This is a genomic window from Priestia sp. P1_B12_1 (genome assembly GCF_056406695.1).
On record NZ_JBFTZR010000001.1, the window covers coordinates 784,804 to 799,911 of the forward strand.

Consider the following 15,108-nt stretch of genomic DNA (forward strand, 5'->3'; position numbering starts at 1 on the left):
TTTTTTATTGAAGCTTATCCACTACCGCGGGCTTCCAGCCTTCTCCATCTACCCATTCAATTTGAACGCGGTATTTTGTTGAAGAGTTGCCTTTAGGACTAACCGTAGCTACGGCTTTACCTACGCCACCGTTATTCCCTAAACGCCATACGGTCATATTGCTTGGACTAATGCCTGACCCTTCGCCTACAGCTTTTAGCATTTCGTTCCAATCCGTTGATCCTTTTTTATATGTTGCTGCAGGTGCATCTTGTGATGTACCTACTGAATCCCATGAAGGATCTACCTTGCGTTCTGCCACGCCAGGCTCTGGATTTTTCTCTACTTCAGCCTGGGAATCTGAGTCGTTTGATTCTTCATCTGTTGCTTGATCATCTTCAGAGCTTTGGTCATCTTCGGAACTTTGATCGTCCGTTGCTTGATCATCTGTCGCTTGATCCTCTTTCGAAGAATCATCGTCTTTTTTAGCCGTCTTGTCCGTTTTTTGGTCATTTGTTTGCGGATTGTTTTGAGTTGTTTCCGCTTGGTTATCCGATTTATCCTTGTTTCCAAGAATCATCGTACCACCGACAAATACAATTAAAACTGCTACGACAGCAATTAACAGATTATATAATCGGTTTACTTTTTTTTCTTTGTTTTCGTGTCTTGAAGAACGATTGTTATTCATTGCTACAATTTCCTCCAACTTTTATAATGCTTTATTCTAACATGTGTTTTCTTATACATGAAGCATCAAAATTTATTTGAAGTATATTTGTAATATTTTTTACAAATTCTTCTTATTTTAACGTGTATTTAAGTCATACATCCCTTTAACAATATCATAAAATACGCTGTTTGTGGGAGATATCGCACTTTTTGTATTTAAATCCACTACTACCATTGCATATTTTGGATTATCTGCAGGAAAGTAACCCGCAAACCATTTATTGACGATATCGTCTTTCACATTGATTTCAGCAGTTCCTGACTTTCCTGCCACTTCATAAGGAAGCGTTTGAAATCTTCTTCCTGTTCCTTTTTCGCTCTGTACGACACCTTTTAAAAGCTGCTGCATAGAAGCAGCTGTGGCTTTATTAATGGTATCTCCTTTTAACTCATGCTCTTTAAATGTATACAATGACGTATTGTTTTTATACTCTAGCGCATCTACAGCTTTTACCTGTTTCTTTTCTCCTCCGCGTGCAATTGACGCCATCATATTTGCTACTGCAAGCGGAGTCACTTTTACATCAAGCTGTCCAATTGCCGTTTGCCCTACAGCATTTGGTACTTTTTTTTCTCTTGCATTTGTCCATACTCTTCCCGATTTTTCTCCTAAAAACTGCTTGAAATGTTCAAAGTGAAACACATCGCCCGTCCATCCTACAGGCTGAATAAGTCCTAACTTATCAGCATATTGTTCAAGGATATTCGGATTAGATATTATCATTTCTTTTGCTAGCTGGGCAAACGTTGCATTACAACTTTGCGCGAAGCTTTCTTCAAACGTCAGCTGCCCTTTTTGATGATCTTCTTCTACATTATTGCCATAAATACTTTTATCGCAGTTATAGGTCAAAGAAGGCTGAATTTTATTTTGTTCAAGCGCTGCAGCTGCTGTTACGGTTTTAAATATAGATCCAGGAGTTTGTGGCGTCAGCAAACGATTTTCTACGCTGTCTGAACCGTTTTGCTTTTTAAATGGATCTTTCTTATTAATCGAAGGCCTGCTGGCCATCGCAATTACTTTATTGCTTTTTATATCAATTAAGACGGCTCCTCCGTCTTTTAACTTATAATGATTTAATGTATTCTCCACTAGCTCCTGAGCAGACAAATCAAGCGTCGTACGCACACTGACTGGATAATAAGGGTTAGCTGTACCCGTGTACTTTACATCGATGCCAAACATAGGCCCACCTAGGCGATCAACATGATAAAGGAGCTTAGACTCCTGTTCAGGCAGCAAAAACTCGTCAAAAGCCCTCTGCATCCCTGAGATACCTACAGGCGTAGTTGATTTAATTGCTCCATTTTTCAATTTGTCACTATACTTCTCTTCAATTATTTGTTTGCTTTGTGCCTCTAGTCCGATTAAATGTTCAGCAAGAGGAACTGGACGCTCATCTTTTAGAGGAATTCCAAATACGCCAGGCACCTTTAATGCATTTATTTTTTCGACTTGTGCATGGGATAACTCTTTTGTAATAACAACCGGTGTTTTAGCATTCGCTAGTCTATTCGTTAGTTCCTTTGGTTGCATTCCCACGATTTCACTTACTTGCTGAACAGGCCACTTCATTTTTTCTAAAAATGGAAACAAGACTAAGCGATTGTGCGTGATAGATGTTAAAGACTGTCCATTTTTATCTTCAAATTTCCCTCGCCCGTCATCTACCACCATTTCCTGCGTACGCTGTTTTACGCTTCCTTCAATTAAGTTAATCTTTTTGTCAGTAAAAGATTCTGTGCTGACAAGCTGAAGTTGAACAAGCCGTGCTCCCAGTCCACTAATTAATAATAAAATAAAAATAAGAGTAATATAAATTCGCTTGTGAATTATTTTCATGACTACACCTCACTCTTTACAAGTGTCGACGTTGCCATTACTTTTAAAACCATTATCTTAAGAAATATTCATTCTTTTTTTCATTTCACAAAAAAACTTGCTGATTCAGCAAGTTTTTATTATTAATTTTCTGTTAAAAATTGTTGAGTTGTTCTTAGCTTTCCTATTTTCGGAAAGATGTAAGAAAGAGTTGCTTCATGCTCTTCTTTTGTAAATGTCGCCATGGCATCCGTGATAAAAATTTGGTTATACCCATACTGAAATGCTTCACGAGCTGTGCTTTCTACACCAATATTTGTTGCAATTCCGCAAAGGACAATTGTATCAATTCCTCTTCGGCGAAGCTGAAGGTCTAAATCTGTCCCAAAAAAGGCTCCCCACTGACGTTTTGTCACAATGTAATCATTCTCTTGAACATTAAGTCTTGGATCGAATTCCGCCCAGTCTGCAGGTCTTTCTTGAGGAGCAGATGGCTTTTGATCCGTTTCTGGCGTCAACGCATCTTTTCCATCTTGAAAATCTACTCGTACAAAACTAATAAATCCATTTTGTTCGCGGAAACGATTCACAAGCTGAACAGATTTCTCCACAATTTCGTCTCCTCCAATTGGAACAATCCCTTTTTGTAAATCAATTAAAACAAGCGCTGTTTTAGTAAAATCGATATCTTTCATCTTCATCTTTCCTTTCTTACATATCTTTTCTATTCTCTCCGTTTTTTAAAATCATATAAAAAAAGCTGACGCGTGTCAGCTTTTTTACTTACGAGCATTCAGTAGAACGCTTCCAACCAGATGTTTTACTTAACAGATACAATTTTCACTGACATATCTCCACCAGGAGTTTGAACAGTTACTTGATCTCCAATTTGTTTGCCCATTAGACTTTTAGCAATTGGCGAATCATTTGAAATTTTCCCTTCAAACGGATCTGCTTCTGCACTACCTACAATTGTATACGTTTCTTCGTCACCATCTGGCAACTCTACAAATGTTACAGATTTACCTAATGATACAATAGAAGAATTTTCTACATCTTCTTCAATAATTTTCGCATTGCGAATCATATTTTCAAGCGTTGTAATACGGCCTTCTACGAAAGCCTGCTCGTCTTTTGCAGAATCGTACTCAGAGTTCTCCGATAAATCTCCAAAACTGCGGGCAATTTTGATACGCTCTACAACTTCTTTACGTTTTACTGTTTTTAAATATTCTAGCTCTTGCTCTAGCTTTAGCTTTCCTTCTTCTGTCATTGGAAATACTTTTTCTTGTGCCATAATCCCTTCACTCCTTCTTGAACTCAAAATCTCTAGTGTATACAGTCCATTTCTGTATGTACAAAAAATTTTCCACTCTGTGGAAAAATCAGTTAATAGAGAAATGACAGCTTCAAAACAGAAGCTGCTCGTTTCTCTATTCTTTATAATGTTTGTGTTTAGTTAGCAGAATATGTCTGCATTGTCTTCAAAAAAATTCCTGCATCTATGCTATGTTATTATAAAATGGCATTTTGTTCAAGAATTGTTTGAATTTTAGTGACCATCAAGTCAATCGCTACGTGGTTTTGACCGCCTTCAGGAATGATAATATCTGCATAGCGTTTTGTTGGTTCAACAAACTGATTATGCATCGGGCGAACGACAGATACGTATTGATCAACAACTGACTCAAGCGTACGCTCTCGTTCTTTAATATCACGAAGCATACGACGAATGATACGAAGATCCGCATCTGTATCTACGTATAGCTTGATATCCATTAAATTACGCAAGCGCTGATCTTCTAGTACAAGAATACCTTCTAAGATAATAACATCTTTTGGTTCTTCTCTAATTACCTTCTCAGAACGCGTATGAATTGCATAATCATATACCGGTTTGTCAATGCTCTCATAATTTAATAAGTTTTGCAAGTGTTCAATCAGCAAATCATTATCAAATGCTAAAGGATGATCGTAGTTTGTTTGCAAACGCTGTTCAAACGGTACATCGCTTTGATCTTTATAATAATAGTCTTGCTCAAGAAGCATAATAGAATGCCCTTTAAAATATTCATAAATAGCTTTGGTTACAGTTGTTTTACCAGAACCGGATCCACCAGCGATACCGATTACAACGGGCTTTTTCCCCATTTTATATTTAAATCCCCTTTCGCATCATGTTATATGAAAATAGAGGTTGGTCCACTTTAAATTTCACAATTTGCAGCGGATGACGCGCAGCATCTAGTTCATTGCCATCTTCGTCCCAAATTTTATCTATTTTTTGCGTAAAGTTTTTAATTTCCGGACCGAAAAATTCCACTTCTTCTCCAGGTTTAAAATAGTTACGCTGTTGCAATGTCACGATGCTTGTTTCTTCATCATAGTTCAATACTAAACCAGCAAAATCAAATTTTGTTTTCTTGCCGTGTACGCCAAACATTTGCTCATCCACTCCAGGAACTCCTTCAAAAAAGGCAGGAGCCGTATCGCGGTTTGCACATTTGTCTAGCTCATCAAGCCATTCTTTTTGAATCACAAAATTCTCAGGATCTGCACAGTATGCGTCAATCACCTTGCGATATACGCTCACCACTGTTGCGATATAGTGAATCGACTTCATACGTCCTTCAATTTTTAAGCTATCAATACCCAGCTCAATCATTTGAGGGATAGATTGAATTAAATTTAAGTCTTTTGGACTCATTGCAAACGGATCGTCTTGCTCATCAAATAAAGCCGTTTCCGTTTTACCGTCTTCTACTTTAAATAAATCATAGTCCCAACGGCATGATTGACAGCAGCCTCCGCGATTTGAATCTCGCGCTGTCATATGATTACTTAGCACACAGCGGCCTGAATAAGCAATACACATCGCTCCGTGAATAAAAGCTTCAATTTCAATATCCACTTTTTCTTTCATTTCGCGCATTTCTTCAGCACCCGTTTCACGAGCAAGTACAACACGTTCTAATCCTTCTTCTTTCCAGAACTGAACGGCTTTCCAGTTTGAAAGTGATTGCTGCGTACTTAAATGTACTTCAAGCTTAGGTGCAACGCGTCGACAGGTTTCGATAATTAACGGATCAGCTACGATGATTCCAGAAACACCAGCGCGCTCTAATCCCATTAAATAATCTTCAAGTCCGTCCATATTTTCATTATGAGCAAAAATGTTTGTTGTAACATAAATACGTGCGCCGTATTTGTTTGCAAACTGAACACCTTCTGCCATTTCTTCAAATGTAAAGTTATCTGCATTTGAACGAAGGCCAAACTCTTTTCCTCCGATAAACACAGCATCTGCTCCATAGTGTACGGCAACTTTTAATTTTTCAAGGTTACCGGCTGGAGCTAACAACTCAGGCTTCTTAGTAATAACTCGTTTACCTTCTACTACAGTATCGATTTGAACAGCCATCGTTTGTACCTCCTTTGTTTATCTTTCTTTGCAAGCTTTTTAATATACCGTTTCTTTAAAGAAAAACCCTGTGTCTAACGGGCGGTTAATTGGCTGCAAGCTTTCAATTTCTTCTAACAAATCGTCTTTAACATTTTCGTATTCTTCACGGTCATCTACACATAAATCAATCGCTTGACGATATTTTTTTGTTACTTCTAAAATATATTGCGGTGACTTTAACACGCCGTCAATTTTGAATACATCTACTTCAGCGTCAATCATCTCGGAAAGCTCATCGATAATGCACATATCATTTGGACTCATAATGTGCGTTCCATTTTCATCTTCGAAAATTGGATACTTATTGTTTCGCTCATTATCAAGTAAAAACATATCTTTTTCTACTTTACGATTTTCAATTTCCATGACTTTTCCTTGATACTCAAAGTAGTTGCCAAGAAGTGAACGTTTTGATTGGAACATACACGTCATGCCATGCACCTGAACTTCAATTTCTACCTCGGCTTTTTCTTTGATATCAATGATGCTATCCATGCTTAGCTCACGAGCAAGAACTGCACGCTTAGCTCCTTTACGCCCCCAGTAGTTACATGAATACCAGTTTGTTCCCGTTGTCTCAGTACTCCAGTGCATCTTCATTTCTGGAGCTGTTTCACGCACTGCCATCAATACAGCAGGATCTCCAAAAACAATCGCATCCACGCTTGCTTCTTTTAAGAATAAAATATATTCATTTAGTTCGGCGATTTTATCATTGTGAAATAATCCGTTCATCGCTACGTAGACTTTTGCATTATGCTGATGAGAAATATTTACAGCTTCTACGATATCTTCACGTTTGAATTCACCTGCTAAACGCAAACCGTAGCGCTGTTCACCAACCATAATAGCTGTTGCTCCAGCTTGTAGTAATGATTCGATTTCTGAAACTGCAGTTGGTGTCACTAATAGTTCTGGTTTTTTCATTCTTGGTCACCTCTTTTAATACTAATCGCGATTCCGTCTCCAATAGGGAGAATAGTTGTATAATAATCGGGATGATTCATCAGCCACGTATTGTATGCCTGAATTTTTTTAATTAAGCTGCGGCGTCGACGTGTTTCTACTTCGGCCAAATCGGTCGCTACGTGACCTTTAAATAGTACGTTATCCGAAATAATCATTCCTTTAGAAGATAGCATCGGCTCATACTGTTCAAAAAAACGCTGATACTGACCTTTAGCTGCATCAATAAACACTGCATCATAAGGACCATGACGTTCAATCTCATCTCTAAGCTCTAGTGCATCTCCAAACAACGACACAATTTTATCTTGTTTTCCCGCCCGTTCAATAAATTCTTGCGCTTTTTGGTAACGCTCTTCATTTCGTTCTACCGTAACCACTCGTGCCTCTGGAAGCGCATGGGTCATTCGAATAGACGAATATGCAATCGCTGTTCCAATTTCTAATATATGTTTTGGCTGATGAAGACGAAGAATTTGCAATAGCGTTTCAACACCAATCAATTCCATAATTGGAACGTGATGTTCTTTTGCATAAGCTTCCATTTCTTCAATAAGCTCCTGGCGCTTAGGAATAAGCTTTTCCACATACTGCTCTACGTTTTGTAAAAGCAAAACACTTCCTCCGTTCTCAGAAGTACATTTTACATTATGTTTTCATAACGTTTTATTACTGCAAAATAGTAAGACAACTAGTCTATTATAAGTTTTTTTCGTTTTTACGTAAACCCGATATATTTTAACATAAAAGATGGGGAATGCGAAGTATCGCGATTCCCCAATTTTAAATTCCCACTTATTTTTCGGTATTTTGCTTTTCTTTACCTGTAATATGCTTGGCTTTTTCTTTGTTATGTTCTTCTAAGGTTTTGGTGAAAATAACTTTTCCTTCAGGTGTGGCCAAGAAGTATAAATAATCTGTATTGGCTGGATGTAACGCAGCTTTGATTGACATCAAACCAGAGCTGGCAATTGGTCCTGGAGGCAACCCTTTTACTTTATACGTATTGTAAGGAGAGTCCACTTCTAAATGCTTATAGAACACGCGGTCTTTATGCTCTCCTAAGGCATATAAGACGGTTGGATCCGTTTGAAGAGGCATATTTTTTTCAAGGCGATTATAAAAGACGCTGGCAATTTTTTCTCGGTCGACTTTTGCAGTTGCTTCCTCTTCAATCAGAGAAGACATTGTTAACAATTTATGTGCACTGAATTTTTTCTTCTCCATTTGCCCACTGTACTGACCTAATACATTATTTGTTTTCCCTACCATTTTATCCAATATTTCATCTAACGACACATTTTTATCATAAAAATCATACGTAACGGGATATAAATAACCTTCTAGCGGATGTTTAATATCTTTTTGCATCACTTCATCCGTTACTAAATCTGGATATTTTTCTTTCATTTTATTGACGAATGCCTTATCGTCTAGCTTTTTCATGACTTCGTCTTTTGTAAACTTTGTATTTTTAGCAATGATATCAGCAATTTCCACAAGCTGGCGTCCTTCTGGAATGGTGACACGAATATCAGGTTGTTTTGAAACCTGGCCTTTTTCCATTTTTTCAACCATTTCTCCTAAACTCATGGAAGGAGAAAATAAATACGTTCCAGCTTGAAATCCAGACACATGGGTTAATTTTACGTAATAGCGAAATGCACTTTTGCTTTTAATTAAATCTTCTTTTTTCAATACCGTACCAATCGATTGGACGGAAGAACCTTGTGGAATGGTCACATTTACTTTTTTATTGCTGTTTCGATCCACGGGCGTTAAGCGGGATTGAGCATAGAAAAATGCACCGCCAACTAGTAAAAGAAGTACGATAATTGTAATAAAAATAACTCGTTTTTTTCTTGAACGATTAGGTGGTAAAAATGTTTGTTGCGACAAGCAGCTTCCTGGTTAAATCTACTTCTGTAAAAGAAGATACAACCAGTTTCACCTCTTTTCTTCTTGATTTTTTATAAGTATAAACAGAGAGGAGACATGAGATTGCGATTCATTCGTATCGCCTATAGGTGTGAGATGGTATCGCTTCCTTAAACTCTCGCCTCTTCTAAAATTTTTCCATGATTTATGTTATTGTCTGCCCAAAGTCTAGTTTCATCCGTTCAAACAATGAATTCTTTTATTAAAATGCACTCTCACACGCAGGAATTATTATACTACAATTTATCTTATTTTTCGTCATTATCATACAATCTGCCCTAAGAATGCAAGGAAAAACCTTTTTATATCTAAAAAGAACAGCCGCTATGTAAAAAAAAGCTGATAACGATTGTCATCAGCTTTTTCACTATAATTATTCGCCTTCTTCGTCAAGGAATGTATTAACCATTTCCTCAACCATGTCCCACTCTTCTTCTGTTTCAATCGGTTGAAGCTCACCGTCTTGACCATCTTCACTTGGTGTGAAAGCAGATGCATGAATTTCAATTTCCTCTTCATCATCTTGGTCTGCTCCGATTGGATAGTAAATTACATATGATTTGTTATATTGATCAGAATCAAATGTGAATAAAATTTCGCATAGCTGCTCATTTCCATTCTCATCGACGATTGTAATTTTATTTTCTTCTACGCTCATGTTTGCACCTCATTTTATATTGTAAGCTCTTAGCTTAACTTTTTCTTCAGCGAAAAGCAAGCCGTTCAGTTATTTCACTTCCCTTTTACGTACAAAAGAATATGCAAAAGGGAAATTCATAACTTTTCAGCTGAGGCAAAGCCTGCTGCTTTTCTTACTGCTTGCTGTCTAAGTATCCTTGAAGAATCATAACAGCTGCCATTTTATCGATTACTTTTTTGCGTTTCTTACGGCTTACATCGGCAGACAGCAGTACTCGCTCTGCTGCCATCGTCGACAAGCGCTCGTCCCACATCATCGTTTCAATGTTAAGTTTTTCTTTGACGTTGTCAGCAAACTCAATGCACGCTTCGCCTCGAGGGCCAATCGTACCATTCATATTTTTAGGAAGACCCACTACGATTTTCTCTACGGAATATTCGTCAATTAGCTGCTGTAAACGAGGATATGATTGCTCCATCTGCTCATCTGCAATTTTAATTGTTTCAATTCCTTGCGCTGTCCATCCCATTTCATCACTAACTGCCACACCAATTGTTTTGGTTCCTACATCTAATCCTAATACGCGCATTTATGAATCCTTTCGATGCTGTTGTAAATAAGATTTAACAAGTTCTTCAATGAGCTCGTCTCGCTCTAACTGGCGAATTGTGTTTCTCGCATCGTTATGACGAGGAATGTAAGCAGGGTCTCCTGATAACAAATACCCAACGATTTGGTTGATTGGGTTGTAGCCTTTTTCTTGCAGTGCGTCATAAACCGTAAACAATACTTCATGTACGTTTGTTTCAGCTGGCTCATCTTGAAAATTAAATTGCATGGTTTTATCAAATGAACTCACGGTCCCACCTCACTCTCTTAATTTGTGAACACATTGTGCACTATGCTAAGTCTTATTTATATTGTACACCAAGAAAGAGGAGAATTAAACGGATTTAACCCATTCTTCTACAGTGCCAAGTGCTTTTTCAATTTGGCTAGCGTCTTTTCCTCCAGCTTGCGCCATGTCAGGGCGTCCGCCTCCGCCTCCGCCGCAAATCGTCGCTACTTCTTTAACAAGTTTGCCAGCGTGATGGCCTTTAGCAATTAAATCTTTTGTTACACCTGCAATAATATTTACCTTTTCACCTTGTGGAGAAGCTAATACGATCACAGCGGATTCTAATTTTTGTTTTAAATCGTCAACCATTGCACGAAGGTTATTCATATCCGTTGCATTCACTTTCGCTGCTAGGACATTCACACCATTAATGTTTTGTACGCGGTCAACGAGATTGCCAGCTTCAATATTGCCAAGCTTTGTAGATAGTGAATCATTTTCACGCTGAAGATTACGAATTTCTTCTAGTAATCCTTCAACGCGCCCTACTAAATCACGCGGATTGGATTTTACTTTTGCCGCAGCTTCTTTTAGTAAGCCTACTTGATCGTTCATTAACTGATAGGCAGCTTTTCCAGTTACAGCTTCAATGCGTCGAGTACCTGCACCGATTCCCGATTCTGATACAATTTTAAATAAACCGATAACAGACGTATTTGGCACGTGACATCCACCACATAATTCTAAGCTGTAGTCGCCTACTTGTACTACGCGCACGATATCTCCGTATTTCTCACCAAATAGCGCCATTGCACCCATCGCTTTTGCTTCGTCAATTGCTTTGTTTTCAATTTGTACAGAGATACTGTCCCAAATCTTTTCATTAACGATTTGTTCAATTTTCTCAAGCTCTTCTTGTGTCACTTGACCAAAGTGAGAGAAGTCAAAGCGCAAGCGATCCGCTGTTACTAAAGAACCCGCTTGATTAACATGCGTTCCTAACGTATCTTTTAATGCTTGATGCAATAAATGTGTTGCCGTATGGTTTTTCACAATCGCACTGCGGTTTTCTTCATCAAGCCCCGCCGTATATGTTTCACCTTTTACAAGCTCACCGTTTGTTACAGCTACCGTTTGGACATTTTGGCCGTTTGGCGCTTTTTGAACGTCTTTTACTTCCGCTGTTCCTGAAGCACTTTGAATCGTACCTTGGTCCGCAATTTGACCGCCGCTTTCTGCGTAGAATGGCGTGTGGCTTAAGATGACTTGCGCTTCTGTTCCAGCTTCAGCGCGGTCAACAAGCTCACCGTCTACAATAATTGCTTCAACAACTGTTTCTACTTCATTTTTATCATAACCAACAAACTCACTTGCAACAGTTACTTCACCAAGTACGCCGCCTTGAACTTGCATAGAGCTAGAATCTTGACGAGCAGCACGTGCACGCTCACGCTGTGCTTCCATTTCGCGTTCAAAACCTGCATGATCAATTTTCATGTTCTCATCTTCTGCATATTCTTCCGTTAATTCAACAGGGAATCCATACGTGTCATATAAACGGAAAACATCTTCGCCTTGTACCATATCACTGTTTTGCGCTTTTTCTTTTTTAATAACGGTTCCCAAAATAGCTAGTCCGTCATTTAACGTTTCGTGAAAACGCTCTTCTTCATTTTTTACTACGCGCTGGATAAAATCCGTTTTTTCCTTTACTTCGGGATAGAAATCAACCATGATTTCACCTACTACCGGCACTAGCTCGTACATGAACGGACGATTAATGTTTAGCTTTTTAGCATAGCGAACTGCTCGGCGTAACAAACGGCGCAGCACATACCCACGACCTTCATTTGAAGGAAGCGCACCATCACCTACAGCAAATGTTACCGTACGAATATGGTCAGCAATAACTTTAAATGCCGTATCTTGCTCATCATTTGTACGATATTTAGCGCCTGAAATGTTTTCTGTTGCTTCAATAATTGGCATAAACAAATCTGTATCAAAGTTTGTTTGCACGTCTTGAATAACAGAAACCATACGCTCTAAGCCCATTCCCGTATCGATGTTTTTCTTTGGAAGCGGCGTGTACGTGCCATCAGGATTGTGATTAAATTGAGAAAATACAAGGTTCCAAATTTCTAAATAACGCTCATTTTCTCCACCTGGATATAATTCCGGATCAGTTAGGTCATTTCCATATGCTTCTCCGCGATCATAAAAGATCTCTGTATTTGGACCACTCGGACCTTCTCCAATATCCCAGAAATTACCTTCTAAACGAATGATGCGCTCTTTAGGCACGCCCATTTTTTCATTCCAAATCTTAAATGCTTCTTCATCTTCGGGGTGAACTGTTACAGATAGCTTATCTGCGTCGAATCCAATCCATTTATCGCTCGTTAAAAATTCCCATGCCCATTGGATGGCTTCTTCTTTGAAATAATCACCGATAGAGAAATTACCAAGCATTTCAAAAAACGTATGATGGCGAGCCGTTTTACCTACGTTTTCGATATCGTTTGTACGAATGGATTTTTGTGCGTTACAAATACGCGGATTTTGAGGAATAACACGACCATCAAAATATTTTTTTAATGTAGCTACTCCACTGTTAATCCATAATAAAGACGGGTCTTCATGCGGAACTAAAGATGCGCTTGGTTCTACATCATGGCCTTTTTCTTTAAAGAAATCTAAATACATTTGACGAACTTGTGCTGACGTCAGTTTTTTCATGATTGGTCCTCCTTTAATACTCTTCTTATTTATAGACAAAAAAATGATGACATAAAAGCATCTATTTTCTCTGTGTACAAAAGCAATTACTAGTTATTTGCACACAAAAAAACTCTCATCCCTGTAGCAGGGACGAGAGTTGAACTCGCGGTACCACCCTGATTATAAATGCCAAAAGCATTTATCACCTTCATAGCGTTAACGTTGCTGACACGGCAGGTTTTAGCCTGCACTCTGGACTAGCGTTCCGCTGCTCTTTGTTTAGCGCTTCTTTCAGCCAAGGAAGCCCTTCTCTAAAAACTAGTGTGCAACGTACTCGATCCATCATTGTGTTTAAAATATGTAGCGTTTTCTTATGGCGATATTATGACAAATTAACCGCTCTTTGTCAATGTTTGAGCGTATAAGAGCGGATATGCAAAATAGATATTTTAATGACTGCTAAAATTGGCACAGCCAAAATGAGACCCAATACTCCTCCAAATTCTCCTCCTAAAAGGAGCGCAAGCATGATAAACAAAGGATGAATATGAAGGCTCTTTCCTACGATAAGCGGAGACAGCACATTTCCCTCTAGAAACTGCAGCACAAAGATTATAATGACAATGGTAATAACCAACTTTATCGAGATTGTGGCTGCAATAATAGCCGCTGGAACCGCACCAATAATCGGGCCAAAATAAGGGATGATATTCGTTACGCCAATAATGAAGCCTAAAAGAAGTGCATAAGGCACATGAAAGAACCACAGTGCCGCTGTGGCAATCACACCAATAATGAGACAAACAAAAAATTGCCCTCTAATGTAATTGCCGAGTGATTCATTCACATCCGATAAAAAACGTTCGCCTGGTTTGTGCCACTTTTTAGGCGTGACATAAGCTGTTGCTTTCTTAATAGAGGAAAAATCCTTCAGCATATAAAAAACAATAAATGGAATAATGATTAAAATCAAAAAAGAGGTAATCAATGACTTTAATCCTTCCGCCACTTTTGTAAGCCACACGTTGAGCGTAGCCTCTACATCATCAATGCTGCCTTCAATTTTCTCATGTACACCGTTTGGAAGTGAAGTTGTACGATCATGAATCGATTCTACCCAATGTCTATATGTATTCGTAAAATGAGGCAGCTGTTCGTTTAAATCTTTTACTTGTTCCACAAAAATAGGATACGACTTATAGGCTCCAAACCCAATTCCTCCAAAAAAGATGATGTAGATCAGTAAAATAGCTAGAGGACGAGGCACGCCTTTATCATGCGTTTTTTCAATAAGCGGATGAAGTAAATATGTAATGAATGCTGCAATAAAAAAAGGCAGCAGTGCTTTTAAAAACATGTAAATAACAGGAAGCCATAAAAACTGGACTTTAAAAAAGACTAATATGCACAGCAGCGCTAATAACAGCAGTCCGAATCTATAGAACCATTTGAATGAACTATCTTTCAACGTAAACTCCTCCTCTCTTCTATTTTTTGATAAAGAAAGGAGTTTATACATGCAGTTGTCTCTTCTGCCTGCAAAAAAGCACTATTGCAGCTCAGTGCAATAGTGCTTTTTTTATTAGTGAATAGCTTTCATCATACGTTTACGCATTTTTTTCATATTTCTTTTTGTAAACATCTCTCGATCATCTGCCATTTTAAATGCATAAGCTCCAAGACCGAAAGCGACTACTGACGGAATGATTCTGCCCATTGCTCTTCCTCCCGGTAAAAAAGAATTAGAAATTGATTGTGCGCTCGTCGTCTGAGAATAAATCATCAAGCGAGCTCAATGTTCCATCTTCTTCTACTTGGTGAGTATTAATTTGTCCTTTTGAAATAGTCATTTCAATAAAACAATTCCAGCAGTAATACTGATTTACACCAATTTTGCCAACGTCAATACTTTTACAGTTTGGACATTTAAACAAAGTCGACACCTCTTTATACGTTCTACTTATATAAACGCATTATGTCCACTTCTTTCCATGTCCATACTTTATTTT

At 38.3% G+C, this 15,108-nt stretch carries 16 protein-coding genes and 1 other annotated feature; all 16 genes read right to left on the reverse strand.

All coding sequences use genetic code 11. From position 1 onward, the window contains the following. Window positions 1-4 precede the first annotated feature (4 nt). Window positions 5-670: a YrrS family protein gene (locus AC1D0Y_RS04150; protein ID WP_028410600.1), complete on the reverse strand. Its 666-nt coding sequence runs from the start codon at window positions 668-670 to the stop codon at window positions 5-7. A gap of 117 nt (window positions 671-787) precedes the next feature. Further along, window positions 788-2,554, reverse strand: a complete 1,767-nt coding sequence (locus AC1D0Y_RS04155) for a peptidoglycan D,D-transpeptidase FtsI family protein (RefSeq protein ID WP_264388250.1) — start codon at window positions 2,552-2,554, stop codon at window positions 788-790. A 122-nt stretch (window positions 2,555-2,676) separates the two neighbouring features. Further along, window positions 2,677-3,234: an isochorismatase family protein gene (locus tag AC1D0Y_RS04160; protein ID WP_028410598.1), complete on the reverse strand. Its 558-nt coding sequence runs from the start codon at window positions 3,232-3,234 to the stop codon at window positions 2,677-2,679. 119 nt (window positions 3,235-3,353) lie between these two features. Then, window positions 3,354-3,830 carry a transcription elongation factor GreA gene (greA, locus tag AC1D0Y_RS04165; protein ID WP_013059279.1) on the reverse strand — a complete coding sequence of 159 codons (477 nt, stop codon included), beginning with the start codon at window positions 3,828-3,830 and terminating at the stop codon, window positions 3,354-3,356. A gap of 218 nt (window positions 3,831-4,048) precedes the next feature. Then, window positions 4,049-4,684, reverse strand: a complete 636-nt coding sequence (gene udk, locus AC1D0Y_RS04170; RefSeq protein ID WP_013059280.1) for a uridine kinase — start codon at window positions 4,682-4,684, stop codon at window positions 4,049-4,051. Between the two features lie 7 nt (window positions 4,685-4,691). Further along, complete coding sequence (locus AC1D0Y_RS04175; protein WP_013059281.1) at window positions 4,692-5,954, reverse strand: peptidase U32 family protein; 1,263 nt, start codon at window positions 5,952-5,954, stop codon at window positions 4,692-4,694. 39 nt (window positions 5,955-5,993) lie between these two features. Continuing rightward, window positions 5,994-6,923, reverse strand: a complete 930-nt coding sequence (locus tag AC1D0Y_RS04180) for a peptidase U32 family protein (RefSeq protein ID WP_028410597.1) — start codon at window positions 6,921-6,923, stop codon at window positions 5,994-5,996. Next, window positions 6,920-7,576, reverse strand: a complete 657-nt coding sequence (locus AC1D0Y_RS04185) for an O-methyltransferase (RefSeq protein WP_477707353.1) — start codon at window positions 7,574-7,576, stop codon at window positions 6,920-6,922. The genes AC1D0Y_RS04180 and AC1D0Y_RS04185 overlap by 4 nt, the downstream gene beginning before the upstream one ends. 181 nt (window positions 7,577-7,757) lie before the next feature. Continuing rightward, complete coding sequence (gene mltG, locus AC1D0Y_RS04190) at window positions 7,758-8,861, reverse strand: endolytic transglycosylase MltG (protein WP_028410595.1); 1,104 nt, start codon at window positions 8,859-8,861, stop codon at window positions 7,758-7,760. 412 nt (window positions 8,862-9,273) lie between these two features. Next, on the reverse strand, window positions 9,274-9,558 hold the full coding sequence (locus tag AC1D0Y_RS04195; RefSeq protein WP_013059285.1) for a DUF1292 domain-containing protein: 285 nt from the start codon (window positions 9,556-9,558) through the stop codon (window positions 9,274-9,276). A gap of 154 nt (window positions 9,559-9,712) precedes the next feature. After that, the gene (ruvX, locus tag AC1D0Y_RS04200) at window positions 9,713-10,129 is read right to left on the reverse strand and encodes a Holliday junction resolvase RuvX (RefSeq protein WP_013059286.1); all 417 of its coding nucleotides are present in this window, start codon (window positions 10,127-10,129) and stop codon (window positions 9,713-9,715) included. Next, entirely contained in the window at window positions 10,130-10,399 is a 270-nt protein-coding gene (locus AC1D0Y_RS04205) for an IreB family regulatory phosphoprotein (RefSeq protein ID WP_013059287.1), read from the reverse strand. An 84-nt stretch (window positions 10,400-10,483) separates the two neighbouring features. Further along, window positions 10,484-13,117 carry an alanine--tRNA ligase gene (gene alaS, locus AC1D0Y_RS04210; RefSeq protein WP_028410594.1) on the reverse strand — a complete coding sequence of 878 codons (2,634 nt, stop codon included), beginning with the start codon at window positions 13,115-13,117 and terminating at the stop codon, window positions 10,484-10,486. A 125-nt stretch (window positions 13,118-13,242) separates the two neighbouring features. Next, window positions 13,243-13,454, reverse strand: a binding site (T-box leader). A gap of 51 nt (window positions 13,455-13,505) precedes the next feature. Next, entirely contained in the window at window positions 13,506-14,567 is a 1,062-nt protein-coding gene (locus AC1D0Y_RS04215) for an AI-2E family transporter (protein ID WP_013059290.1), read from the reverse strand. Between the two features lie 114 nt (window positions 14,568-14,681). Beyond that, on the reverse strand, window positions 14,682-14,816 hold the full coding sequence (locus AC1D0Y_RS04220; RefSeq protein WP_013059291.1) for a YrzQ family protein: 135 nt from the start codon (window positions 14,814-14,816) through the stop codon (window positions 14,682-14,684). A 25-nt stretch (window positions 14,817-14,841) separates the two neighbouring features. Then, complete coding sequence (locus AC1D0Y_RS04225; protein WP_013059292.1) at window positions 14,842-15,033, reverse strand: hypothetical protein; 192 nt, start codon at window positions 15,031-15,033, stop codon at window positions 14,842-14,844. Between the last annotated feature and the right edge of the window lie 75 nt (window positions 15,034-15,108).